This window comes from Candidatus Arthromitus sp. SFB-mouse-NL, assembly GCF_000709435.1.
Taxonomy (GTDB): Bacteria; Bacillota; Clostridia; order Clostridiales; family Clostridiaceae; genus Dwaynesavagella.
In genome coordinates this window covers 1,577,438-1,604,389 of record NZ_CP008713.1, presented here as the reverse complement: position 1 = coordinate 1,604,389, position 26,952 = coordinate 1,577,438, and the positions used below count along the sequence as shown (strand labels likewise).

Genomic DNA, 26,952 nt, shown 5'->3' with positions numbered 1-26,952 from the left:
TTTTTCGATTTATGAAAGTAGTTTATGTAAAAAACAGAAAAATATATTAATATAACAATAAGTTTTAAAAAAATATATTATTATTTAATAAATGTGTATTTTTTTTAGTAAAAAATGTATATAATTATAAAAAGTCCTATATAATTAAGGGGTGTTTTTTTGCGAGATATATTTTTAGATAGAATTATCAAAAACAATAAATATATACACTTAGTTGGAATTTCTGGAATTAGCATGAGTGGTATAGCATCAATTTTATTAGATAGAGGTTTTAGGGTTTCAGGAAGTGATATTTGTAAAAATCAATTAACAATTAATTTGGAAAATAGAGGTTGTAAGATAAGTGTAGGACATAATTCTAAGAATATTAAGGATACTGTTGGGCTTGTTGTGTGTACTTCAGCTGTTAATTATGAAAATGATGAGATTAAAGAAGCTATTAGAAAAAAAATACCTGTAATTAATAGAGCGGAATTTTTAGGAGAATTAACCCAGAAATATAGTAAGTGTGTTACTATATCGGGAACTCATGGTAAAACAAGTACTACATCTATTTTTAGTTATATTATGATATATAATGGATTGGATCCTACCATATTAATAGGAGGAGAGCTGGATTTAATTAATGGGAATTGTAGATCAGGTAAAAGCGAGTATTTGCTTATAGAGGCTTGTGAATATAAACATTCGTTTTTAAATTTCAAGACAGATATAGGTGTTATATTAAATATAGATAGGGATCATTTGGATTATTATAAAGATTTAAGTGACATAAAAATGGCATTTAGTAAATATGCAGAAAATATATCAAGTGATGGATACTTAATATATTGTGCTTCTGATAGACTTATATATGATGTATTGTATAATACAAGTTGCAAAAAAGTATCTTATGGGATAGGGTGCGGAGATGTAAGTGCTATTAATATATCTAGAACTGAAAATAGTATATGTTTTGATATTTTATATAAAAATATGATTTATGAAGGATTTAAGATAAATGTAATAGGTGATCATAATTTACTCAATGCTCTATCAGGTATTACATTTTCATTAATATCTGATATTGATATATGTAAGACTAAAGAAGCACTTTTAGATTTTTATTTACCTAAAAGAAGATTTGAGATAAAAGGGCAGAGATATGGGATTAAAATTATTGAGGATTATGCCCATCATCCAACTGAGATAAAGGCTCTTATAGATATGACTAAGTCTGTAACTAAGGGTAAGATATATTGTTTTTTTCAACCTCATACTTATAGTAGAACATTATTTTTGCTTGATGAATTCTCAAAAAGTTTTAATGGAATTGAAGAACTTATATTATTTGATATATATGCGGCAAGGGAAAAAAACATATGGGGTATTACAGCTATAGATTTAAAGGAAAAAATAGCTTCAACCGGACAGAAATGTTATTATTCTAAAAGTTTTGATGATGCGATTAAGTATATGGAAGGTAAGGGAGAAGAAGGAGATGTTTTTTTAGTGGTTGGTGCAGGTAATATTTATGAGTTAAGTAATAAATTTATATATATGTAGTTTTGAGAGGTTTTTTAACCTCTTTATTTTAATTTAAGGGGTTGTGACTTTATTGAAAATAGGTATCATAAGTAATGTTCATTCAAATTTATATTCTTTAATGGAGATTTATGATTTATTGGAAAAGGAATGCGTGGAATTTATCTTGTGTTTGGGAGATATTGTTGGATACGGACCTCATCCTAATGAGGTTGTAAATTTTATTAAAAGGAAACATATAATATCTATTAAGGGTATATATGATTCTGCAGTTATTAATAATGATTTTTCTTGTATAAATGAGGGGACTATAAATAGTTTTTCCGTAAATTTTACGTTTATGGAATTAACAAAAAATAATTTATATTATTTATCTAGTTTACCTTCTGAATTAATTATGAATTTTGGAAATTTTAATATAAAGTTTGTACATAAAAATCCTTATAAGAGTGATCAAGATATTCAGGAAGATATTTTAGTTTGTGGTTATGAACATACGCCAAATAAAATTAAAGTTGGTAAAGGAAAATGTATTATAATACCAGGAAGCTGTGGTAAACCGGTGTCAAGTATAGGTGGTGTTTCTTGTGGGGTTTTGGATATTTCAAATAATGTGTATAACTATAAGATATTGAAGTGTAAACATTTATTTTCTAAAATTAATAAAGATATGAAGATGATGAATTTTCCAGAAATACTTATAAATTCATATGATATAGATACATATTAAAAGGAGATGATTGAAGTTGAGAATAAATATTAATGATTTATATAAGAATTGTGAAAAGTATAGCAATAAAAATGTAATAATTTATGGTTGGTTAAGGAGTGTAAGGAGTAATAATAATATTGCTTTTTTAGAAATAAATGACGGGAGTTCCTTTAAAAATGTACAGATTGTCATGGAAAATTATCTAAAAAATTATGATGAAGTTTGCTCATATGTAATTTCATCAACTATTAAGATAGAAGGTACTGTTGTATTAACACCGAAAAATAAACAACCTTTTGAAATAAAAGCTATATCTATATATTTAGAAGGAAATTCGAATCAAGATTATCCACTTCAAAAAAAGAGACATACTTTTGAATATTTAAGAAGTATAGGGCATTTGAGGCCGAGAACATATACCTTTTTATCTGTATTTAGAATAAGGAGTGTTGTATCCTATGCAATACACTTGTTTTTTAGGGAAAATGGATATGAATATATCAATTCTCCGATAATTACAGCAAGTGATTGTGAAGGTGCTGGAGAAATGTTTAAAGTAACAACACTTGATTTTAAAAATATACCTAGAGAAGATAATGGAGAAGTGGATTACTCTAAGGATTTTTTTGGTAAGATGGCTAATTTAACTGTTAGTGGGCAGTTAGAAGCTGAAATTATGGCTCTTGCCCTAGGGAAAGTATATACTTTTGGACCGACATTTAGAGCAGAGAATTCAAATACATCACGTCATGCTTCTGAGTTTTGGATGATTGAGCCTGAAGCTTCATTTGTTGACCTTTTTGGTGCTATGGACCTAGCTGAAAGCATGCTTAAATATGTAATTGAATTTGTATTAAGAGATTGTAAAGATGAAATTGAATTCTTAAATAATTTTGTGGAAAAAGGATTACTAGATAAATTAAATAAGCTTGTTAATGATAGATTTGATAGAATTACTTATACAGATGCTGTAGATATATTATTAAAGAGTGGTAAGAAATTTGAGTATAGAGTTGAATGGGGAATCGATCTACAGTCAGAACACGAAAGATACTTAACAGAAGAATATTTTAAGAGGCCTATATTTTTATATAATTATCCTAAATATATAAAAGCTTTTTATATGAGATTAAATGATGACAATAAGACTGTAGCTTCTTTTGATTGTTTAGTACCTGGAATTGGTGAAGTAATTGGAGGTAGTCAAAGAGAAGAAAGGTATGAGGTTTTAAAGAATAGAATAAATGAATTTGGTCTTAATGAAGAAGATTATTGGTGGTATTTAGATTTAAGGAAATATGGAGAAACTGTACATTCAGGATTTGGTCTTGGTCTCGAAAGACTTGTTATGTATTTGACTGGAATGAATAATATAAGAGATGTTATACCATTTCCGAGAACGCCCCAAAATGCAGAATTTTAAGAAAGATAGTTAAAGTTAACTATCTTTTTTTATATTATTGCAAATATTAACAATGTTAATTTATAATAGAATTAGTATTAACTTTGAGGTGTTTATTATGAATGTTTGTGCTATAATTCTAGCGGCGGGTAGGGGAAGTAGAATGAAGTCTACGCGTCATAAGGCTACTCATAAAATTTGTGGTAAGGAAATGATAAACATAATAATAGATAAATTAGAATTATGTGGAATTAAAGATATTAATGTGATTATAGGGGAACATAAAGAAAGTTTAGTTGATTCAATAGGTAATAGAAATGTGTCGTATTCTATTCAAGAGAAACAATTAGGAACTGCTGATGCCGTATTGTGTGCTGAAAAATTTTGGGGTAATAAATCTGGGGATGTTTTGGTTATTGCTTGTGATATGCCACTTATTAAAGAGGAGAATATTAAAAAGCTTATAGAAAGACATATAAGTGATGGTAATTCATCCACAATTATTACATCTGAATTGAGAAATCCTTTAAAATATGGAAGAGTAATCAGAGGGAAAAATGGAATTGAGCGTATTAAAGAGGCTAAAGATTGTTCCGAGTCAGAACTTATGATAAATGAAATTAATTCTAGTATATATTGCTTTAAAATAGATGATTTAAGAAATGACATAAGAAATATTGGTAAAATTAATAATCAGGGCGAATTTTATTTGACTGATATAATTGAGATATTTAGCAAGAGTGGTAAAAAAATAGGAAGTGTTAAGGTTGATGAAAATGAATTAGTTGGAGTGGATACTAGAAGACAGTTGTGGTTAGCTAATAGTATTTTAAGATCACAGATAAATGATAAACATATGGAAAATGGAGTCACAATCATAGATAGTGATTCTACTTATATAGATTCTGATGTTAGGATAGAGAGTGATGTAATTATACATGCAAATGTGTATTTAAAAGGGAATACTTTAGTAAAAGAAGGTAGTGAAATATATCCCAATACTAGGATATCTAATAGTTTTATTGGAAAAGATTGTATAATAGATGCTTCTATAATTTGTGATTCTAAGGTGGGTAATGGCACTAATATAGGCCCATTTGCTTATGTAAGGCCGGGATCATTAATAGGTGATAATGTCAAACTAGGGGATTTTGTAGAAATTAAAAATTCTGTAATTGGTGATAGGACAAAAATTCCACATTTATCTTATATTGGAGATTCAGAAGTTGGAGAGAGATGTAATTTGGGTTGTTCTACAATAACGGTTAATTATAATGGTAAGAATAAAAATAAAACTATTATAGGTAATGATTGCTTTATTGGTTGTAATTCAAATCTGATTGCACCTGTTGTTGTAGAGGAAAATTCTTATGTAGCAGCAGGGACTACTATCACAGAGAAAGTTAAATCAAATAGTTTAGCTATTGGTAGGTGTAAACAAGTTAATAAGGAGAATTGGGTGACAAATAAATTTAAGTAATTGGAGGAAACTTTTAAATGATAGAACAGATCAACAATATAAAAATAATTGCTGGTAATTCTAATCTTGAATTATCTAAAAATATAGCAACGTGCTTAAATACATCTCTTGTAAAATCTAAAGTTATGAATTTTAGTGATGGAGAAATAAATGTAGATATAAGTGAAACAATTAGAGGAGAGGATGTATTTGTTGTTCAATCTATTTGTGCAACAGATAAACTAACAGTAAACGATAGCTTAATGGAACTTTTGATAATAATAGATGCATTAAAGAGGGCATCTGCAGGGAGGATTACTGCAGTTATATCTTATTATGGATATGCTCGTCAAGATAGAAAGGCTAAATCAAGAGATCCAATAACAGCTAAATTAGTAGCAGATATCATAACTGTAGCTGGAGCTAATCGGGTTCTTACTATGGACTTACATGCTCCTCAAATACAAGGATATTTTAACATACCAGTTGACCATTTATTAGGATTACCTGTACTTACAAAGTATTATGATAAAAAAGAATTTAATGGTGATTTGGTTATAGTTTCTCCTGATGTAGGAAGTGTTAAAAGAGCACGTGTATTTGCTGAGAAATTAAGTGGAGATGTACCTATGGCTATTATAGATAAAAGAAGACCTACCCAAAATGTTTCAGAAGTATTATCTGTAATTGGGAAAGTTAAAGATAAGATAGCTATATTGGTTGATGATATGATAGATACTGCTGGTACTATTGTTAATGCTGCAAATAAACTTATGGAACTTGGAACAAAAGAAGTGTATGCTTGTTGTACTCATGGGGTATTTTCTGGTGATGCGGTAGAAAAAATAAATAATTCGGAAATAAAAGAATTAGTATTTTTAAATACTATTTCACAGTCTTCATTGTGTGAACAAAATAGTAAATTTAAGATGTTATCAGTTGCACCGATATTTGCAGAAGCTATAAGAAGAATACATGATTGCAGGAGTTTAAGTCCTTTGTTTGGTAAATTTTAACTCTATATTTTAGTATATTTTTTCGAAATAATGGGAAACTATAAGGGAAATTAGTTGTATTTTTATGTTAAAAATATTAAATTTAACCAATAAATGTAATTATAGTTAGGAGAGTTTTTTATAATTTAGAATTTATATATAAATAATAAAAATGTTCACAAAATAAGGGAGTGTTAAGATGGACGGAAATGCAGTTAAGGTTCTAATAGTAGATGATGATGTTAACATATTAGAAGTTTTAAAAATGTATCTAGGTAACTCTGGTTATGATATAAGGTCTTGTAGTGATGGTAGAGAAGTCCAAGAAATTTTTCCAGATTATAAACCTAATTTGGTAATACTTGATATTATGATGCCTGTTTTAGATGGTACTGAGGTTTTAAAATGGATTAGAAGGGATTCAAGTGTTCCAATAATAATGCTTACAGCTAAAGGTGAATTGTTTGATAAATGTTTGGCTTTAGAACTTGGTGCTGATGACTATATGGTTAAACCATTTGAGCCTAAAGAATTGTTGGCTAGAATAAAGGCTGTAATGAGAAGATTTAATACCGATAACTATATAAGGGAGAGCCTTTTATTTACAGATTTGATCATAGATATAAACTCTTATACAGTTATTTTTAAAGGTAATGATATAAAAATGCCACCTAAAGAGTTTGAATTATTGCATTATTTAGCGTCAAATAGAAATAAGGTTTTTACTAGAGAAAATTTGCTTTGTGAGGTTTGGGGATATGATTATCCAGGGGATTCTAGAACGGTTGATGTACATATAAAAAGACTGAGAGAGAAGTTAAATGGTGGAATGAATTGGCAAATAGAAACAGTTTGGGGTGTAGGATATAAATTTGAGGTGAAGTAGTGTCAAAACATAGTATTATTAATAAAATATTATTTTATTTTTTATCGGTAACAACTATTGTTTTTATGTTATTTTCCTTTTTAATTTATTCATTTTATGAATTAACACTAGTTGATCTATGTATAGATGATCTAGAAATTCAGTCAGATGTAATATCAGATTTAGCTCTTGAATATATAAATAATTCAACAATTGAAAATAGTAAGTATTTATGGGAATATGTTGAGAAATTTAATAAATATTCAGGGGTTGATCTGATTTTATCAGATGCTATTGGGTATGTTTATTTAGTATCTAATTCAGTACATAAGAATCTGTTAGGTAAGCAAATAAATATTGAGAAAGATGTAATAACAAAAATTAGTGTATATGATTCTGATCTTCAAAAGAAAGTGTATAAACTTACTAAACCTTTGTATAATTCAAATATTTACAAAGGTTCTATTACTTTAATATTAGATGATGGCTATATATCTTTAAAATTATTGAATATTAAGGTATTTATGATTATTTTATATATTTTTCTCATGATTATTATTGGTGTTATTTACTATTTATTGTTAAGGAAGATATTAGTTAAACCTATAGAAATTATAAATAATACAGCTAAAAGATTTGCTTCAGGTGATGTGTGTAAGCGAGTATATATAAATTCTAAGGATGAGATTGGTGAATTATCAAATTCATTTAATTACATGGCAGAGTCATTAGATAAAATTGATTCGAATAGGAGGGAGTTTTTATCTAATGTATCTCATGAATTGAGAACACCTCTTACAACGATTATAGGATTTTTGAGTGGTATTTTAGATGGCATAATATCACCTAAGGATCATATTGAAAAGTTAACTATCGTATATGATGAGGTAAAAAGATTATCTAGACTTGTAAATGATTTATTAGATTTAACTGCTATAGAATCTGGTAAATTTACATTAAGACCAAGAGTAATAGAGTTAAATTCTCTCATAAAGTATACAGTTAAAAATTTTGAGCAGGAGATAGAGCAAAATGATATAGTTATGGAAGTATTTTTTGAACAAAATTCTATAAACGTTGTTGCTGATGAGGATAGACTTGTACAGGTTTTAAATAATTTAATTGCTAACGCTATTAAGTATTGTGATAATAAGAAACGAATAAATATTTCTACAAAAATAAAGAATAATAAAGCTGTAGTTAATATCTTTAATACAGCTAAACTTTTAAGTGAGGATGAATTTAATAATATCTGGGTAAGATTTTATAAAAATGATAAGTCTAGGACTAGAAGAGGGAGTACTGGCCTTGGGTTATCTATAGTTAGGAATATAATATCTCAGTTTAGAGAAGATATATGGGTTGAAAATAGGACTAAGGAACAAGGAGTTAGTTTTATTTTCACATTGCAATTATCTAGTTGATATTAATAAGTTCTATAAATTTTTATTTTAGGTAGGGGTTATTGTGTTTAATAGAGAAAATATGCGTAGAGATAAGGTCCACATAGTATTTAAGCAAAAAAGAATGATAAATGTAAATAAGATGTTGTGGGTTATTTTAGTAAATACAATAATTTCTTTTTTGTTTGGGATAATGGGAAGCGTTTTTGTGCATAATGTATTTTTTTCAGATATGTATGATAGTATACGATATGATAGGTTTGGAGACGAGTATGATTATAATATAGTGAGTGTTTTGAATAAAATAAATAAATCCATAGTTAGTGTAAATGCTTATATAAGGGATAGTGAAGATTTGTTTCAAAATAATTTAACAGGGATTATTTATTCTGAAGATGGATACATATTGACGAATTTTAGTGGTATTAAGAATGCTGATAGGATTTATGTGAAATTTCCGACTGCTCTTGATTTCATAAAGGAAGCGAAAGTTATTGGTTATGATAAAGAGTGTGATATTTGTTTGTTAAAAATAAATGGGAATGATTATACCAAGGGAGATTTAAAAGAAGATTTATCAGAAGTATCATATGGTTTAAATGTTATTTCTATAGGCAATTCTTTTGGAAAGGTTAATTCGTATTCTATTTATCCTGGAGTAGTTAGTGGTATAAATATACTTAAAGATGATTTAGATAGAGAAGTGAAGTTTATAAAAAGCAATTTTTGTACTAATATTTTAAATACAGGTGGACCTATATGTAATATAAATGGAGAAATAATTGGTATGAGTAGTTGTGCGTTAAATGAAAAATTTAAATTATCTGATTGTGAATCAACTTATATTTCATCAGGAGATGTTATAAAAATTGTGCAGGATATTATAAAGAGTGCAACTTAGTTTATTATTTGTTGCACTCTTATTTTGATGTTTAGGAGTTGGAGTTTAATGTTTTTAATTGTTGGGCTTGGTAACATTGGAAGTAGATATAATAATACTCGACATAATGTTGGATTTATTATGCTTGATAGAATTTGTGAAGATTTTAATATTAGTTTAGATAATGAAAATGATACATCATATTATGGTACTGGTATTATTTCAGGTAAGAATATCATGTGTATGAAACCAAAAACTTTTATGAATTTAAGTGGGAGTGCTGTGCTTGAAATTATTAATTACTTTAAAATAAGTATTGATGATTTGCTTGTTATTTATGATGATATATATTTAGATGTATCAAAGATTAGAATTAAGCAGAGAGGATCTCATGGTGGTCATAATGGCATAAAAGATATAATTAATAAGATAAATACTGATAAATTTAAAAGGATAAAGATAGGAATTGGAGAAAATAAAAATATTGATTTATCTAATTATGTGTTGTCTAAATTCACATATGATGAAATGCGTATGTTAGATAGTAAATATGAAGATATATCTACTTGTATTAGAATGATTATAGAAGGAAAATTAGTTGAGGCTATGAATTTGTTCAATTAAGTAATGGGCGGTGTTTTATGAAACTAGAAGGAATTAATAATAGAATTTTTAATTCTGAAAAATTTCAAAATATATTATTTTCAATAGAAAATAATAAGAATATTGATGTATGTGGACTTGTCGGTTCCACTAAGGCTAATATAATTTATGGTATATTTGAAAAAATTAATAGGAAAATTTTTGTAATATCAGCGAGCAATTATGAGGCTAAAGAAATGTATGAAAATATAAGAGTTTATACAGATAATTGCGTGTATTTTCAAGAAAGAGAAAATGTTTTTTATAATATAGAGGCGTTTTCAAGTGATTTAAAATTTGATAGAATTATAGCTTTCAGAGAGGTGTGTTCAACTGAGAATAAGATAATATGCACTTCTATAGAGAGCTTAATTTCATTATATATGAGTAACAATAGTAGGTTTATTAAATTAGATATTGATATTTATATAAATATGGAGTATGAATTTGAAAAGTTTATAAATGATATATTTTCTATTGGATATGAAAAAGTATATAAGGTTGAACAGAAGGGACAGTATGCTGTAAGAGGTGGAATTATAGACATTTTTCCTATAAACTTCTCATGTGCTTATAGAATCGAATTTTTTGGAGATACAATAGATAATATAAAGAGTTTTAATGTGACAACTCAAATGAGTATTGAATCTATTCAAAGTATTAAAATCATACAGTGTAAGGAATTTATTTTAAATGATGAAGAGAAAAGTAAGCTTTATGAAAATCTTGAGAAGGATTTTAGAGAACATATAACAGGGATAAATGATTTAGAGGTGAAAGAAAAATTAAGCACCAAGTTTAATTTTATATTGGATAAATTAAGAGAGGGTAATTTTTATGATGAATACAATATTATAATACCCTATTTACATAAATATCTTTCTGAATTTTTTGAATTTATGAGTAACTCTTTTGTACTTTTAGATGAGTATAAAAAATGTATGGAAACCTTAGATATCGTATATGATAGGTTTATTAGTAATTTTGATATGCTTCTTTTGAGAGGTGAGGTCTTACCAAATCAAATTAATCTTCTTATAGATAAAGATAAGTTAATATCAAAGGTTAATAAAATAAATAATTTATCATTTAATTTATTTAATTATTATAATAAAGATACTATTATTGAATTTAAAACTAAGAACATCATAAAAATGGATGGCAAAATAAGCGTTATATTAAATGAAATAAAGGATAAACTTAGCGAAGACTATTGCGTTATAATACTATCTTCATCTGAACCTAGATGTAAAAAATTAAAGGAATTATTGATTGAATATGGTATAGAGTCTACTTTATGTAATGATATTAACAATATTTGTAATGGTAAGGTTTTTATATCTCTTGGATATTTAAATGAAGGATATGATTTTTCAGATTTTAGTTTATATGTTATATGTGATCAGGAAATTTTTGGCTATGATCAACAAAGAAAACAGAGAAAGAGCTTCTCGTCATCTAAAAAAGGATTGACGAAAATAAGGAGTTTTTATGATCTTAAACCAGGTGATTATATAGTACATGTGAATCATGGAATTGGGGTATATAAAGGAATTAAGAAGATAGATTTTCAGGGAATTCAGAGAGATTATTTAGATATAGAGTATGATAAAAAAGATAAGTTATATGTTCCTATAGAACAGCTTGATTTGGTTCAAAAGTACATAGGTATTGAAGGTAAGAGTCCTAAAGTAAATAAATTAGGTGGAAGTGAATGGATTAAGATAAAGACAAAAACTAGGAGGTCCATTGATGAAATTGCATATAATTTAGTTAAATTGTATGCTAAGAGAAATATTTTAAAGGGGTATGCTTATTCTAAAGATAGTACTTGGCAGTCTCAATTTGAGCAAGAATTCCCATACGTAGAAACACCAGATCAATTATTGGCTATAGAAGATATTAAAAAGGATATGGAGTCAGATAAACCTATGGATAGACTACTATGTGGTGACGTTGGATATGGGAAAACTGAGGTTGCCCTTAGAGCAATGTTTAAGGCTGTAGTTGATAAAAGACAGGTTGTATTTTTAGTACCAACAACGATTCTTGCAGATCAGCATTATAATAATATAAAGAAGAGGTTTGAAGGATTCCCATTTAACGTTGATGTTTTAAGTAGGTTTAGAACCACTAAACAGCAGAAGGAGACATTATCTAAATTAAAACTTGGAGAGATTGATATAATTGTAGGAACCCATAGACTTTTATCTAAAGATGTTCAATTTAAAAATTTAGGACTTTTAATTATAGATGAGGAACAAAGGTTTGGAGTTAAACATAAAGAAAAGATAAAAGAGATGAAAGAGAGTATTGATGTTCTTAGTTTAAGTGCAACACCTATACCTAGAACACTTCATATGTCAATGGTTGGTGTACGCGATATTAGTGTAATAGATACTCCACCCGAAGATAGATACCCAGTTCAAACTTTTGTTGTTGAATATAGTGATCAATTAGTAAGAGGAGCTATTATGAAAGAAATTTCACGATGTGGACAAGGATTTTTCTTGTATAATAGTGTTGAAAACATAGATAAAATGAATATTTATCTTCAAAATTTGGTTCCTGAATGTAGATTTTCTGTTATTCATGGTCAAATGGGCGAAAGAGAAATAGAAGATATATTAATAAAATTTTTAAATAAGGATATAGATTTTCTTGTATGTACAACTATAATTGAAACAGGGATTGATATAAAAAATGCTAATACTATAATTATACATAATGCAGATAAATTTGGTTTATCTCAGTTATATCAACTAAGAGGTAGAGTTGGTAGAAGTAATAAAGTAGCATATGCATATCTAACTTATAAAAAAGATAGAGTTTTAAGTGAAGTTGCAGAGAAGAGATTAAAGACGCTCAAGGATTTTACAGAACTTGGATCTGGGTTTAAAGTAGCAATGAAAGATTTGGAAATTAGGGGATCTGGGAATTTAATTGGTGAGTCTCAACATGGCCAAATGAGTGTTGTTGGGTATGACCTTTATTGTAAGATGCTTGAGGATGCTATAAAGATGCTTCAGGGAGAAGTTACTTGTGTAGAAGTAAATACAGTTGTTGATATAAAGATTGATGTCTATATAAAAGATAATTACATAGAAGATGAAATGCAAAAACTTGAAATATATAAAAAAATATCGTGTATTGAGGATAAAAAGGATATATCATATATAAAAGAGGAACTTATGGATAGGTTTTCTGTAATACCTTTTGAGATCGATAATTTAATAAAGATATCATATATAAGAGCTCTAGGGAAGAAATTGGGTTTTTCTCAAATAAAAGAAATAGGCGATAAGATTTTATTTGAGTATAAGAGCAAAGATTTTTTAGATGATTATGGATTTAATTATATATGTAATAATTATCAAGGTAAGGTAACATTTAATTTGGGTGATAAGCCTTGTTTTTATTATAAAATTGATTGTGACGATAAGAGTGTTATGATTGATGAATTTATAAAATTGTTAGAAAATTTAATAAAAGATGTTAAAAAACAATAAAGCTTAATAATTGGGAGGATATTTTAAAATGAAATTTAACAAAATATTAAGTAGGGTTTGTATATCATTATCGATTCTTTTTACAGTTTCTTCTTGTAGTACTATTGAAAAAACAGAAGAGGCTATAAGAAAGGAAGTTTTGGCAACTTATGAAGGGAGAAAGATAACTAGAGGGGAGGTTGAGGATTACTTTGCAGGATTTCATAATGCTTTAGTTCAAAGATATGGAGAAAATTATAAAAATGATGCTGGATATTTGAATGATCAATTGAAAGCTTTTGCAGAGAATTATTCTCAAAATTCTATTTTAATAGAAGAGTTTGATAAAAGAGGGCTTATCTCTGAAGAAGAGATAAATAATAAGGTAGAGGAGTCATTACACGCAGTTAAGGATTTATTTATAGATGAAGAGAATGGTGTGGATGATGGGCACGGTCATAAAATAGATCAAGAACGATTTAATAAAGCATTGAATGAAGCTTTTTATGTAGATGAGGAAGATTATAAAAATAAACAGAGGGACATAATAAAGATAAATGCTTTAGTTGATGATCTTATAAAGGATGTTAGTGTCACTGAAGAGGAATTAAATAAATATTATGAAGATAATAAAGATACTAAATACATAACACGTCCTGGAGCTATTATGTATCATATTTTAGTTGACACAGAAGAAGAGGCACTAAAAGTTAAAGAAAGACTTAATAATGGAGAGAAATATGAAGATATAGCAAAAGAATTAAACAAGGATGCAACTAGTCAAACAGGTGGAAGTTTAGGATTTGTTGAGTATGATAATACTAATTATGATGCTGATTTTTTAGCTGGCGCAAAGAATTTAAAAGAGGGTGAAATATCAGACCCTGTTAAAACTCAGTTTGGTTATCATATAATAAAAGTTACAGATGTTAGAACTGAGGATCAATATACTGATTTTGAATCTGTGAAATCTGAAATAGAAGAGACTTTATTATATGAGAAAAGGAATAAGGCTGTTACTGAGTTTTCTGAGAATTTATTTAAAGAGAAGAAACTTAAGGTAAAATAATCTTAATGCTTCAATAATCTTAGGAGGAATTATAATATGAAATTTAGAAAGATTACATCATTAGTTTTAGCTCCAATAGTAACAATATGTTTTTTATATTCTTGTATTGGTGGGGGTACACCGAAAGATGAAAATATTGTTGCAAGAATAAAGAAAGAGGATATTACCAAAACAGAAGTAGATGAATACTATAGTGGGCTTAAAAATGGATTTATAACTCAATATGGAGAAAATTATAAGGAATCTGAAGATTTTAAAAATGTATATTTAGATTTAGTTGAACAGTATGTAGAACAAAAAGCATTAGTTCAATATGCAAAGGATGAATCATTAGTTGATGATGCTGAGATACAAGAGAAAGTAGACGAAGAATTTGAAAATATGAAGAGCATTTTCGGAAGTGATGAGGCATTTGAAACGGCTATAATAAATAGTAGATTTAAAGATGAAGAAGATTATAAAAATAAGCTTAAAATATCACTTATTATAGAAGAACTTATAAATAAAGAGACTGATAATTTGAAAATATCATCAAGTGAAATAAAACAGTATTATAATGACAATAAGACTAAATTTGTAAAGGGTCCAGGGGCAGATGTATACCATATATTTGTAGCAGATGAAGACACTGCTAATACTGTATTAGAAAAACTAAATGATGGAGAAGATTTTGGTAAACTTGCAAGAACTTATAGCCAAGATGGAAGTGCTAATGTTGATGGATATTTAGGTTACCAAGAGTTTGATAATTCACAACTTGTAAAAGAGTTTATGGATGAAGTAAAGGATATGAAAGAAGGCGAAATTCGAGGACCTGTTAAGACTCAATTTGGATATCACATTATAAAAGTTGAAAATATTAATTCTAAAGAATGGACTCAAGATTTAGATAGAGTTTCTAAAGATATAGAAGATACATTAAAGAGTGATAAAATAAATGAAACAATAAATTCTTTGTTTACAAAGGTAAAGGAAAAATATGATGTAAAGATATATACAGAGAATATAACTGGTAAAAAAGAGTAGTATTACTACTCTTTTTTTCTATGTTATGTATAAAATAACAGAAATGATAAATAATAAGTATGTCAAGTAAGTTATCTGTGAATTTGAGGAGGAAAAGAATTAATGAAAGCAACTGGAATTGTTAGAAGAATAGATGATTTAGGGAGAGTTGTAATACCTAAAGAAATAAGAAAGACTCTAAGAATAAGAGAGGGTGACCCACTCGAAATATTTACTGATAGAGATGGTGGGGTTATATTAAAGAAGTACTCTCCAATAGAAGAATTGAGTGATTTTTCAAAAGAATATGCAGAGTCACTTCAACAGGCTATAGGTAATATAGTTTTAATTTCTGATAAAGATGAATTCATATCGGTTTGTGGTATATCTAAAAAAGAGTATTTAGATAAGAAAATAAGTCCGGAGCTTGAGAAAGTATTAGAGAATAGAAAAACATTGTGTATAACAAATCAAGAAGAATTTTTACCATTATGCATTGATGAGAATTTAGAGAATAAATACTCTTCTCAAATAATTTCACCAATTGTTGCAGAAGGAGATACAATAGGTTCTGTAATAATATTATCAAAAGAGGGTGACGATAAGCTTGGGATAGTTGAGCAAAAGCTTGCTGAAACAGCTGCATCATTTTTAGGGAAGCAAATGGAATAAATTTTACATATTGAGAAGCTATGATTTCATAGCTTTTTAATTTTTTTATTTAGTAATATTTTTTATATTATTAAATAATAATTAAGTGTATTATCATTTATTGTTTGGGGGATTTATGAAAAATAAGATAATAAAAGGAACACTTATACTTAGTGTAAGCAGTATAATTGCAAAATTTTTGGGGATATTTTTCAGATGGCCTCTTGTTATGCTTATAGGTGATGAAGGAATTGGGTACTATCAAATGACATATCCATTATACATGTTTTTTATTGGTATTGTGTCAGGAATGCCTATTGCTGTTTCAAAATTTGTATCTGAGAGATCTGCATATGGAGATAAGGAATCTATAGTAAGTATAATAAAAGCTTCTCTTAGGATTATGATATTTTTAGGAGTAGGTACAAGCATTATCTTGTTAGTATTTTCAAATCCGATAATAAATTTACTCAAATGGGATAGTAAGGTTTATCTTTGTTTCATTGGAATATCTATAGCACCTATTAGTGTATGTCTTTTGGGTGTTTTTCGGGGAGTATTTCAGGGAATGGAGAATATGGTTCCAACAGGGATTTCTCAAATAATTGAACAAATTATAAGAGTTGTGGTTGGAGTATCGCTTGCTTACCTGCTTTTATATAAGGGTATACACTATGCAGCTGGAGGCGCATCTTTTGGTGCTGTAATAGGTGGAATAATAGCAACGGTATTTATTGTTATTATGTATTTGAAATTTAGTATAAAATATTTTGATGGCATAAATAGAAAAAATATAAATGGTAGGAAATATGTAGGTAAGATATTAAAAATAGCAATACCATTATCTCTTGGGGCTACAGTATCAACAATAATGGTTTTGATAGATTCGATTTTAGTCCCTCAAATGCTTTTGAATGCTGGATATACTAATAGAGAGGCCACGGTATTATATGGACAGTTAACTGGTAAGGTTTCTGTTATTATAAATGTTCCTCTTGCACTTGCGGTTGCTTTAGGAACATCTGTGATACCAACGTTATCTAGACTTTTTGTTTTAAATAAAATGGAAGAGTTTAAGGATAAGGTTATTATGTGTTTTAAATTGTCAAGCTATATAGCATTTCCTTGTTTTATATCTATGTATTTTTTAGCATATCCTATAATGAATGTGATATTTCCAAACAATACAGATGGATACAATATATTGAGATATGCAGCAGTTAGTATACCCTTTATAATTTTTTCTCAAGTATCAATATCTATACTTCAAAGTACAAATAATTATATAAGACCAGTTATTAATCTTTTGATAGGGTGTTTTATTAAAGTCATAGTGACCTTAATTTTAACTGGAAACTCTGAATTTAATATATATGGTGCAGTTTTAGCTACAATATTTTCATACATATTAACAAGTTATTTGAATTTTAGTGCAATTAAGAAAAAATTAAATATAAATTTGAATATATTGGATATAATAATAACACCTCTATTTTCTTCTCTTTTAATGATAATAATAGCATTATTATCATTTGATTATTTTTATAAGATGTCTGGGAGTACAGTGTTAAGTATTTTTATATGTGGGATAATTGGAGGTATTATATACATTTTGAGTCTTGTTTTATTTAAAATGAGAGAGTTAAGTAGTATATTTACATCTATTAAATAAGTGTGTAGTATGGAAATATAATACTTAGAAATAATGTTGTTGAATAATATTTTTAGTTATGATAACATTAACACAGAAAAATAAATTTAGTATTACATAGTAGTTTTAATTAGTTATAGTTTATTGTATAACGAATTAACAACTCAATCTAAGGAGGATATAGGATTGAATAAAGCTGAATTGGTTGCTAGTATAGCGCAGAAGAGTGAACTTAGTAAAAAAGATGCTGAAGCTGCTCTAAATGCATTTATAAAGAGTGTTTTTGAAGCGTTAGAAAATGCAGACAAAGTTCAATTAGTAGGCTTTGGAACTTTCGAAATTAGGGAGAGAGCTGAGAGAGAAGGAAGAAATCCTCAAAACAATGAACCAATAAAGATTCCTGCAGCCAAGGTTCCGGTATTTAAAGCAGGTAAAGAATTCAAAGATAGAGTTAATAAATAGAGATCCGAGTTTTTTCTCGGATCTTTATTTATAGGAGGAGATAATATGAGATTAGATAAATTTTTAAAAGTAACTAGGATAATAAAGAGAAGGACTGTTGCAAAGGATGCATGTGATTCAGATAAGGTTTTAATAAATGGGAAATTATCAAAGCCATCATCTAAGGTTAATGTTGGGGATGTTTTGGAAATAATTTTTGGAAATAATAATTTTAAGATAGAGATTTTAGATATAAAGGAACATGTAAGAAAGGATGAAGCTGAAAAAATGTATAGAATTATATAATTTATTAATGTAATACTTACCAATTAATATTCATATTAATTTAATGAAGAATATTAATTGGAGGTAATTATGGAATATAAAAAAGACAATACTACAGAATTAATAAAGAAGAGTAATATATTACTTGAGAATAGAAAAAATATAAGTATAACTGGAGTATTTGAAGTTTTATCTTTTGATGAAGAAAAGGTAACTCTAAATACTGTTCTAAAGAAACTAGAAATTATAGGGAATAATCTTAAGATTAGTAAGTTAGATTTAAAAAATGGGGAAATTAGTATTACAGGTAACATTAATGAGTGTAAGTATTTAGATGATAAGAAGTTTAAAGGTGATAAGAATAAGTTAGGTATAGTTAAAAAAATACTGGGTAAGAATAAATGATTAACCTAGATATACAGATATTGATTTTGTTTTATAGTTTTATATCTGGAGTTATATTTGGAATAGGGTTTGATATATATAGAGTGTTATTTAGAGATGTATATTATAAAGTTTTTAGAATTATAATTGATCATATATATTGGATGGTTGTGGGAGTATTAGTGTTTATATTTTTATTGAACACACAGTATGCTATACTATCGTTTTATACTTATTTTTATATATTATTAGGTATTATATTTTATACAAAGTGTATATCTATATTTATATATAGGATAATCAATAATTTAGTAGGTTTCCTTTTGGAAATAATTAGATATATATTTAAAAATTTAATATATATTATTTCAAAAGTTGTAAATAAAAAAAATTATTAGAATATATTGAAAAAAAACTAAATTGTATTAAAATATTTATGTATTGAAAATTTAATTTACAAAGAGGTTATTTTGGTTAAACAAAGGAAACGTATTTTTTTTATTAGGAATATTGTGATTTTGGTCATATTAATTTATAGTTTGATCACTCTGTTTAAAAATGATTTTGATCGATATAATGTAGAAGTTGAATTTATGAAGTATCAGGATAAACTAGAGGATATAACCTGGGAAATTCAATTATTAAAAGATGAATTAAATTTATCAAATACTAAGGAATACTTAGAGGTTTTAGTTAGAGATAGACTAGGTTATGTATTTGAGGGAGAAAAATCTATAATTAATATAGTTAAGTAGAATATTAGATTATTTTAAGGAGGAATAAAATTAATATGGCTTTAGTCATAGGGAACATATACGAAGGAAAGGTTGTTAACATAACTAACTTCGGTGCTTTTGTAGATATTAATGGAGAAACGGGGCTTGTACATATATCAGAGGTTTCGAATAAATATATAAAGGATATAAGAGATTATTTAAAGGATAAGTTAGATGTTAGGGTAAAGGTTTTATCTATAGATGATTCTGGTAAAATTAGTTTATCTTTAAAACAAGCAGAAGGTAATTCATTAAATGTGGGCAATAATAACTATAAAAAAAATAATGATAGAATACATGCTACTCCAAAAAGTAATGCATCAAATTTTGAGGATATTTTGTCTAAATATTTAAAAGATAGTGAGGAAAGGATGCAAGATTTTAGAAAGAACCAAGATTCTAAACAAAGAGGATATAATAAAAGAAATTTTGGATAAAAATATATTAAAAAAGTATTGACATATAATTTGAAAAGATATATACTAACAAAGTAGAAAATAACAATTTAATAAATAAGCTGAAGTGGCGAAACTGGCAGACGCACAGGACTTAAAATCCTGCGGTACTAAAATACCGTACCGGTTCGAGTCCGGTCTTCAGCACCATATTATTGCGGGGTGGAGCAGTTGGTAGCTCGTCGGGCTCATAACCCGAAGGTCGCAGGTTCGAGTCCTGCCCCCGCAACCATTTTGGCGGAATAGCTCAGTTGGCTAGAGCAATCGGTTCATACCCGGTGTGTCGTAGGTTCGAGTCCTATTTCCGCTACCATTATCGAATATTTAAGAGCAACCATTCTTGGTTGTTCTTTTTTAGTTTTTTATGGAATTACTTAACATTAAATTAATATGTTTTTTTGTAAATAAGTGATATAATTATTTACAAAAATTGGAATTATTTTAAAGGTGAAGTAATGATTTATAATGGAAAACTATTCAATAATAATGGAGAAAATTATTATGAAAAGCTGAGTAATTTATTGGATATTAAGAAACTTTTAATATATGCTCTGATTGCATTATTATTAAGTCGTATAAACATACTATTTTATATAGCTCCTATTGGTATAGCATTTACTGCTACTATCATGTTTAAAAATAATAAGGTTTTAACTGTTCTTGTAGGTATTTTTAGTATATTGGGATATTTTAGTATAAGATCAAATTTTGATTCTTTTGATTTATATATAATAATAAATATGATTCTGATATTTTTAGGAATATTTTTTAACATTAAAAAGAAACACAGATTATTTATATTGCTTTTAATTTGTTTGATAAGTTATATATATAAATATTTTTATGTGAGGTTTTCTATATATCCTACCTTATTTTCTATTACTATAGAGGTTGGGATTATTTATGTACTATATTATGTTTTCGACATATTTATTAAGAGTATAAGTTATTTTAATACTAATTATATATTTAAAAAAGAAGATATAATATGTTTGGTAATAACTACATGTTTAATTCTTTGTGGTATTAATGGGTTTAAAATTTTTAACCTTGATTTATCAAATATATTAATTGTGTTATTTGTATTTATGATGTCTTACATAAATGGAATGTCAGTTGGAGTTATATGTGCTGTATTTTCTGGGAGTATAATGGGATTTATTTATGGAAATTTTACAGAGTATATAGCTATATATAGTGTGATTGCAACTGTATCTTCGTTTTTATCTTTATCATCAAGATTTACTGTATCTGTTATTTCTATAGTGTGTATATTAATATTAAAATTATCTAATATGTCATCTATGGATATTGGAAGTAATTTATTTTTAATAGAGATATTTATAGGATCAGTGATATTTGCTGTTGTTCCTAAAAGTTATTTGATGAAGATAACCATGTATTTTAATGAAGAATATAAAAAGGAATTTTATACAAATAAGAGATTATTTAATACTCTTGATATGAGAATACAAAAGATAAATGAGTTTAATGATATAATTAAGGAATTGTCAGATATGATAGTATCTAATGTCAATTTCAAATATAAAATTTTAGATAAGAAAATATATATTGAAATACTTGCAGAAAGTGTTTGTGGAGAATGTAGTAATGTTAATAAATGTTGGAAAGTTAATTTTAATAAAGTTAGAACAGAGATGCTTTTAAGTCTTGATAATTTTATACAGGGTGATAAAAGTTTAACAGAATATATAGATGGTTTATGTATAAGGAAAGATAAATTCAAAAATGAGTTATATAAGATTTCTAATTTTTATAATATACAGAAGGTTTATGAAGAAAGGATTTATGAAGCTCAAGATATGTTGTCTTATGAATTAAAAAATCTTCACAATATAATTAATCAGAGTATTAAAGAGGTTAAAAAAGACATTGTAATAAAGGTTAATTATGAAAAGAGTCTTATAAGTAAATTTAATAAATTTAACATAAAATATTTTGATATTATTTGTTACGAAGAAAGCGAACGATTAAAAGTTAAGATAATTCTTCCTTATAATATATTTATAGAGTATAAAAATGATTTGTTAGATATTATAAATATTGCTTTAGATAGAGAGATGATTATACAAGATGAACCATCTAAATATATAAATTCTAATGATGAAATAATTGTTACATATGTTGAGAAGTATTGTTATAATGTTGTATCTCATTGCCTTCAATTATCTAAAAAAGATAAAAATGGAGATAGTTATATTTGTACTAATAGTATTAATGATGATTATTTAATTATATTGAGTGATGGGATAGGATCTGGAATTGAGGCTTATAATAAAAGTAAGTTTACAGTTGATTTAATATATAAATTTGTAAGGACAAGTTTATCTCTTTCATCTTGTATTAAAGAAATAATATCAATAATTTCCCTTAAATTTTTTAGAGATGAGGCAATATCTACTATAGATTTTGCTAGAATTGATTTGTATACAGGGAAAATGAATTATTTAAAATTTTCATCTATTATTACATATATAAAAAGGAATAATGAGGTATTTATATTAGGAAATGAAAGGGATTTAAATGATAACTCTTTAGATGATGATATAAGAATATTAAGCTCTGAATTTGATCTTGAGTGCGGAGATATTTTAGTTCATTTAACAGATGGACTTATTCATTTTAAGGATTTATCAAATAAAGCGTGGCTATATACATTTCTTAAGAGATGTGATGTATCATCTCCTGATAAATTATGTGAAGAGATTTTAAGAGAATTTAAAATATTAAATTCAGGATCTTTTCAAGATGATGTTAGTGTAATAGTATCTAAAGTATACAAAAATTAAATTAAAAATAAGAGCCCTTTTATTAAATATAAAAGGGCTTTTGATTTTTTTTTGAAAAATCCTTATAATTAGATTAAATTGCATATTTGGAGAAATTTTATGGATGATACTATAAAGAAAATTAAGAATTTTATTATCTCAAATGATTTAATTTCCTATGGGGAAATTGTGGGATGCGCTTTATCTGGTGGAGCCGATTCTGTTTTTATGACATATGTTTTGAATAAATTATCTTTATCTTTAGGATTTAAGATTTTAGCAATTCATGTAAATCACATGTTAAGAGGGAACGATTCATATTTAGATGAGAAGTTCTCTGAAAATTTTTGTATAAAAAATAATATTGAGTTTAAATCATTTAGAGTTGATGTTTTAAAATACAGTAATGAACGAAAGATATCTGTAGAGATGGGAGGGAGGGAAACTAGATATAATATATTTTCCAATTTGAAAAATAAAGGTATCATAACAAAATGTGCTTTAGCACATCACGCTGATGATGATGTTGAGACTATTATTATGAGAATTTTTAATGGTACTGGAATAGAAGGAATAGAGGGAATAAAAGTAAAAAGAGATGGTTTTTATATAAGACCTATATTGTGTTTAAGTAGATTAAATGATATAGAGAGGTATTTAAATAACAATAATATAGAGTTCATAATAGATAAGAGTAATTTGTCTGAAGATTATTTAAGAAATAAAATTAGACTATCGCTTATTCCAAAAATAAATGAAAGTTTCTCTAAGGATATATCTAAAAATATTTTAACCTTAAAAGAAATCTCGAGCTATGACAATGAATATTTTTCAGATATTGTAAAACGTTTTATAGATAAATACGTAAGTATTGATTATGATTGTATAACTATACAAAAAAATGTATTTACATTACATAAATCTATTTTATATAGACTTATTAGACAATGTATTTTTATGTTTTGTGGACATATTAATAATGTAAGTTTTAAACATATAAAGTACATAGAAGATTTATCAATTAAAAATGTATATAAGATCATACAGATTAAGAAAAATTTATTTGTTGTAAATTATAATAAATGTATAAAAATTTTAAGTAAAGCTCCAAACATTTTGGATGTTGAATATTCATTTTTAGAATTAATTGATAGAAATGATATATTAAAACTTAAACTTGGAGAAGTGAATTTCATAGAGCGAAATGTTGAGTTTTTAGGTTCAAAGTTAAGAATTAGCTTTAAAGTATTAGAGAATCAAAATTGCAACTTAGATTTTACTTTAAATTATGAAAAATATTTCTCTATAGATGATTTGAAAGAATCTATAGCTATTAGGAATAAGAAGATAGGAGATTTATTTAAACCTTTTGGGATGGACAGGTACAAAAAACTAAAAGATTTTTTTATAAATGAGAAGGTTTTTAATAGGAGTTGTATACCCTTAATTTGCTTTGATAATACAATTGTTTGGGTGGTTGGAGTTAGAAATAGTAATGATTATAAGGTAATGCCTGATAGTAAAAAATTATTGAAAATAAAATTAGATTTTATAGAGGAGAATATTTATGATAAATAATGATATTAAAAATATATTAATAAGTAAGGAACAAATTCAAGGTAAGGTTAAATTATTGGGAGAAGAAATAAGTAGAGATTATAAAGATAGAGAGTTACTCCTTGTGTGTATATTAAAGGGGTCTTTGATGTTTATGGCTGATCTCATGAAATATATAAATACATATGTTGAAATTGATTTTATGGGTGTATCGTCTTATGGTAATTCAATTATTAGTTCAGGACAAGTTAGAATAATGAAAGATTTAGATATGTCTGTTGAGGGAAAGGATATATTAATTGTTGAGGATATTATAGATACGGGAATAACGCTAAATTATATTTGTAATTATATAAAAGGCAAGGGTGCTAAAAGTGTTGAAATAATAACGTTATTGGATAAGCCTAGTGGTAGAAAGGTAAATATAGATGCTAAATATAAAGGATTTAAAGTTGGAAATGAATTTGTAGTTGGATATGGGCTTGATTATGCTGAAAAATATAGAAATTTATCATACATAGGTGTGCTTGATGAGAGTGTGTATAAATAAATTTAAAATTGGTAATATTTTATATTGGAATGATTAGTAAATAAGAAGATATCTAAAAATAAAATAACTTGATAAATAATAAAACAACTGACTTGTTTAATAAAAATTGGTGTGATAAAATTTTATAGTATTTATTTTGATAAAGGGAGGGGGGTTAAAATAATGAAGAAAAGCTTTTCGAATATAACAACTTGGATTGTAATAGTTGTTATGATTTTTATAGTTGGACTTTTTTATTTTGAATCTACAAGGACAGATAAAACTATACCATATAGTAAGTTTGAACAGTATTGGATAAATGATGAAGTACAAAGTATAAAAATAAGAGAAGGAAGTTTGGCTATAGAGGGTAGCCTTAAAAACAGAGAGCAATTTGTTACTGTTGTACCTCAAAATAGATTAAATTTATTATTTGATAAATATCCGAAAAATGGAGAAGTAGTTGAATTATACGAAGAACAAAGCAATGTTTTTGCTTGGCTTCAATTTGTTCCGTCTTTAATAATTATTGTAATGTCCCTTGGTTTGTGGTTTTTATTTATGCAACAATCCCAAGGTGGAGGAAGCGGACGAGGAGTTATGAATTTTGGTAAGAGTAGGGCTAAAATGGCTACTCAAGATACTAAAAAGATAACTTTTAAAGAGGTTGCTGGTGCTAAAGAAGAAAAAGAGGAGCTTGAAGAAATTGTAGATTTCTTAAGAGAACCTAGGAAGTATATAGAAATGGGAGCAAGGATTCCTAAAGGTGTGTTGTTATTTGGACCACCTGGAACTGGTAAGACCCTTCTTGCAAAAGCTGTTGCTGGTGAAGCAGGAGTACCGTTTTTCAGTATATCTGGTTCAGACTTTGTTGAGATGTTTGTTGGTGTAGGTGCATCAAGAGTTAGAGATTTATTTAATGAAGCTAAGAAAAATTCTCCATGTATTATATTTATAGATGAGATTGATGCTGTAGGTAGACATAGAGGAGCAGGTCTTGGTGGAGGACATGATGAAAGAGAGCAAACTTTGAATCAGTTACTTGTAGAAATGGATGGATTTGGAGTAAATGAGGGAATAATAATAATTGCAGCAACAAATAGACCTGATATATTAGATCCTGCATTATTAAGACCAGGAAGATTTGATAGACAAATAATAGTTGGAGCACCTGATGTTAAGGGTAGAGAAGAAATACTTAAGATACATGTTAAAAATAAACCTTTATCAGAGGAAATTAAATTAGATGTACTTGCTAAAAGAACTCCTGGATTTACTGGAGCTGATCTTGAAAATTTAACTAATGAAGCATCTTTATTAGCAGTTAGACGTGGCAAGAAATTTATAACTATGAATGAAATGGAAGAAGCTATAACTAGGGTATTAGCTGGTCCTGAGAAGAAAAGTAAGATTAGGACTGAGAAAACTAATAAGCTTACAGCTTATCATGAAGCTGGTCATGCGGTTGTATCTAGATTGTTAGATAAATATGATAAAGTTCATGAGATAAGTATTATACCAAGAGGTATGGCAGGTGGATACACTATGCATTTACCTGATGAGGATAAGGATTATATTTCTAAGTCTGACCTTGAGAAAGATATGATATCACTTTTAGGTGGTCGTGTTGCCGAGAAATTAGTTCTAGGCGATATAAGCACAGGAGCTAAAAATGATATTGATAGAGTTAGTAACATCGCAAGAAAAATGGTTATGGAATATGGTATGAGTGAAGAAATTGGAACTATTTCTTTTGGAGGAGATAATGAAGTATTTTTGGGAAGAGATTTCACAAAGAGTAGAAATTTTTCAGAAGAGCTAGGATCTAAAATTGATAAAGAAATTAAAAAAATAGTAGATAAAGCGTATAATAAAACTCAAACGCTTTTGTCAGAGAACATATCAAAACTTCATGCAGTTGCCAAGGCTCTAATAGAGAAAGAAAAGCTTGATGGTGAAGAGTTTGAAGAATTATTCAAAAACTCTTAAA

Annotated in this window: 24 protein-coding genes and 3 tRNA genes; all 27 read left to right on the top strand. The window is 27.2% G+C overall.

What is annotated here, in order from left to right:
* Positions 1 to 159: 159 nt before the first annotated feature.
* The 27 genes from murC (at position 160) to ftsH (ending at position 26,951) form a co-directional block, all read left to right on the top strand.
* Positions 160 to 1,545 (top strand): UDP-N-acetylmuramate--L-alanine ligase, encoded by a 1,386-nt coding sequence (gene murC / locus SFBMNL_RS07760; RefSeq protein WP_042295151.1) that lies wholly within the window; start codon positions 160 to 162, stop codon positions 1,543 to 1,545.
* 43 nt (positions 1,546 to 1,588) lie between these two features.
* Positions 1,589 to 2,254: a metallophosphoesterase family protein gene (locus SFBMNL_RS07755; RefSeq protein ID WP_242838754.1), complete on the top strand. Its 666-nt coding sequence runs from the start codon at positions 1,589 to 1,591 to the stop codon at positions 2,252 to 2,254.
* Between the two features lie 16 nt (positions 2,255 to 2,270).
* Positions 2,271 to 3,659, top strand: a complete 1,389-nt coding sequence (asnS, locus tag SFBMNL_RS07750) for an asparagine--tRNA ligase (protein WP_005805070.1) — start codon at positions 2,271 to 2,273, stop codon at positions 3,657 to 3,659.
* A gap of 97 nt (positions 3,660 to 3,756) precedes the next feature.
* The gene (gene glmU, locus SFBMNL_RS07745) at positions 3,757 to 5,118 is read left to right on the top strand and encodes a bifunctional UDP-N-acetylglucosamine diphosphorylase/glucosamine-1-phosphate N-acetyltransferase GlmU (protein WP_042295146.1); all 1,362 of its coding nucleotides are present in this window, start codon (positions 3,757 to 3,759) and stop codon (positions 5,116 to 5,118) included.
* A gap of 17 nt (positions 5,119 to 5,135) precedes the next feature.
* Positions 5,136 to 6,113 carry a ribose-phosphate pyrophosphokinase gene (locus tag SFBMNL_RS07740; RefSeq protein ID WP_042295143.1) on the top strand — a complete coding sequence of 326 codons (978 nt, stop codon included), beginning with the start codon at positions 5,136 to 5,138 and terminating at the stop codon, positions 6,111 to 6,113.
* A gap of 178 nt (positions 6,114 to 6,291) precedes the next feature.
* Positions 6,292 to 6,978 (top strand): response regulator transcription factor, encoded by a 687-nt coding sequence (locus SFBMNL_RS07735; RefSeq protein WP_005805073.1) that lies wholly within the window; start codon positions 6,292 to 6,294, stop codon positions 6,976 to 6,978.
* On the top strand, positions 6,978 to 8,381 hold the full coding sequence (locus SFBMNL_RS07730) for a sensor histidine kinase (protein ID WP_042295141.1): 1,404 nt from the start codon (positions 6,978 to 6,980) through the stop codon (positions 8,379 to 8,381). Before SFBMNL_RS07735 ends, SFBMNL_RS07730 begins: the two co-directional genes overlap by 1 nt.
* A 43-nt stretch (positions 8,382 to 8,424) precedes the next feature.
* Positions 8,425 to 9,261 (top strand): S1C family serine protease, encoded by an 837-nt coding sequence (locus SFBMNL_RS07725; RefSeq protein ID WP_005805075.1) that lies wholly within the window; start codon positions 8,425 to 8,427, stop codon positions 9,259 to 9,261.
* 48 nt (positions 9,262 to 9,309) lie between these two features.
* The gene (gene pth / locus SFBMNL_RS07720; RefSeq protein ID WP_042295138.1) at positions 9,310 to 9,864 is read left to right on the top strand and encodes an aminoacyl-tRNA hydrolase; all 555 of its coding nucleotides are present in this window, start codon (positions 9,310 to 9,312) and stop codon (positions 9,862 to 9,864) included.
* Positions 9,865 to 9,881: 17 nt separating this feature from the next.
* Complete coding sequence (gene mfd, locus SFBMNL_RS07715) at positions 9,882 to 13,391, top strand: transcription-repair coupling factor (protein ID WP_042295136.1); 3,510 nt, start codon at positions 9,882 to 9,884, stop codon at positions 13,389 to 13,391.
* A gap of 28 nt (positions 13,392 to 13,419) precedes the next feature.
* Positions 13,420 to 14,439 carry a peptidyl-prolyl cis-trans isomerase gene (locus SFBMNL_RS07710; RefSeq protein WP_042295134.1) on the top strand — a complete coding sequence of 340 codons (1,020 nt, stop codon included), beginning with the start codon at positions 13,420 to 13,422 and terminating at the stop codon, positions 14,437 to 14,439.
* Positions 14,440 to 14,475: 36 nt separating this feature from the next.
* Positions 14,476 to 15,465, top strand: coding sequence for a peptidylprolyl isomerase (locus tag SFBMNL_RS07705; protein WP_007440409.1), 990 nt, complete (start codon positions 14,476 to 14,478; stop codon positions 15,463 to 15,465).
* A gap of 102 nt (positions 15,466 to 15,567) precedes the next feature.
* Complete coding sequence (gene spoVT / locus SFBMNL_RS07700; protein ID WP_005805079.1) at positions 15,568 to 16,116, top strand: stage V sporulation protein T; 549 nt, start codon at positions 15,568 to 15,570, stop codon at positions 16,114 to 16,116.
* 115 nt (positions 16,117 to 16,231) lie between these two features.
* On the top strand, positions 16,232 to 17,767 hold the full coding sequence (locus tag SFBMNL_RS07695; RefSeq protein ID WP_005805080.1) for a putative polysaccharide biosynthesis protein: 1,536 nt from the start codon (positions 16,232 to 16,234) through the stop codon (positions 17,765 to 17,767).
* A 165-nt stretch (positions 17,768 to 17,932) separates the two neighbouring features.
* A complete protein-coding gene (locus SFBMNL_RS07690) occupies positions 17,933 to 18,208 on the top strand; it encodes an HU family DNA-binding protein (protein WP_005805082.1) in 276 nt (91 codons plus the stop codon).
* Positions 18,209 to 18,253: 45 nt separating this feature from the next.
* On the top strand, positions 18,254 to 18,493 hold the full coding sequence (locus tag SFBMNL_RS07685; protein ID WP_042295132.1) for an RNA-binding S4 domain-containing protein: 240 nt from the start codon (positions 18,254 to 18,256) through the stop codon (positions 18,491 to 18,493).
* A 69-nt stretch (positions 18,494 to 18,562) separates the two neighbouring features.
* Entirely contained in the window at positions 18,563 to 18,877 is a 315-nt protein-coding gene (gene yabP, locus SFBMNL_RS07680) for a sporulation protein YabP (RefSeq protein ID WP_005805084.1), read from the top strand.
* On the top strand, positions 18,874 to 19,254 hold the full coding sequence (yabQ, locus tag SFBMNL_RS07675) for a spore cortex biosynthesis protein YabQ (protein WP_042295130.1): 381 nt from the start codon (positions 18,874 to 18,876) through the stop codon (positions 19,252 to 19,254). Before yabP ends, yabQ begins: the two co-directional genes overlap by 4 nt.
* A gap of 72 nt (positions 19,255 to 19,326) precedes the next feature.
* The gene (locus SFBMNL_RS07670; protein WP_007440410.1) at positions 19,327 to 19,611 is read left to right on the top strand and encodes an FtsB family cell division protein; all 285 of its coding nucleotides are present in this window, start codon (positions 19,327 to 19,329) and stop codon (positions 19,609 to 19,611) included.
* A 35-nt stretch (positions 19,612 to 19,646) separates the two neighbouring features.
* Positions 19,647 to 20,069 (top strand): S1 domain-containing RNA-binding protein, encoded by a 423-nt coding sequence (locus SFBMNL_RS07665; RefSeq protein WP_005805088.1) that lies wholly within the window; start codon positions 19,647 to 19,649, stop codon positions 20,067 to 20,069.
* 79 nt (positions 20,070 to 20,148) lie between these two features.
* A tRNA-Leu gene (locus tag SFBMNL_RS07660) sits at positions 20,149 to 20,237 on the top strand.
* A 6-nt stretch (positions 20,238 to 20,243) separates the two neighbouring features.
* A tRNA-Met gene (locus SFBMNL_RS07655) sits at positions 20,244 to 20,319 on the top strand.
* A 4-nt stretch (positions 20,320 to 20,323) separates the two neighbouring features.
* Positions 20,324 to 20,400, top strand: a tRNA-Met gene (locus SFBMNL_RS07650).
* A gap of 142 nt (positions 20,401 to 20,542) precedes the next feature.
* Complete coding sequence (locus SFBMNL_RS07645; protein ID WP_042295127.1) at positions 20,543 to 22,897, top strand: SpoIIE family protein phosphatase; 2,355 nt, start codon at positions 20,543 to 20,545, stop codon at positions 22,895 to 22,897.
* A 99-nt stretch (positions 22,898 to 22,996) separates the two neighbouring features.
* A complete protein-coding gene (gene tilS, locus SFBMNL_RS07640) occupies positions 22,997 to 24,454 on the top strand; it encodes a tRNA lysidine(34) synthetase TilS (protein WP_042295124.1) in 1,458 nt (485 codons plus the stop codon).
* On the top strand, positions 24,444 to 24,983 hold the full coding sequence (gene hpt / locus SFBMNL_RS07635) for a hypoxanthine phosphoribosyltransferase (RefSeq protein WP_005805091.1): 540 nt from the start codon (positions 24,444 to 24,446) through the stop codon (positions 24,981 to 24,983). Before tilS ends, hpt begins: the two co-directional genes overlap by 11 nt.
* 162 nt (positions 24,984 to 25,145) lie before the next feature.
* The gene (ftsH, locus tag SFBMNL_RS07630) at positions 25,146 to 26,951 is read left to right on the top strand and encodes an ATP-dependent zinc metalloprotease FtsH (RefSeq protein WP_014018072.1); all 1,806 of its coding nucleotides are present in this window, start codon (positions 25,146 to 25,148) and stop codon (positions 26,949 to 26,951) included.
* Position 26,952: the final 1 nt, after the last annotated feature.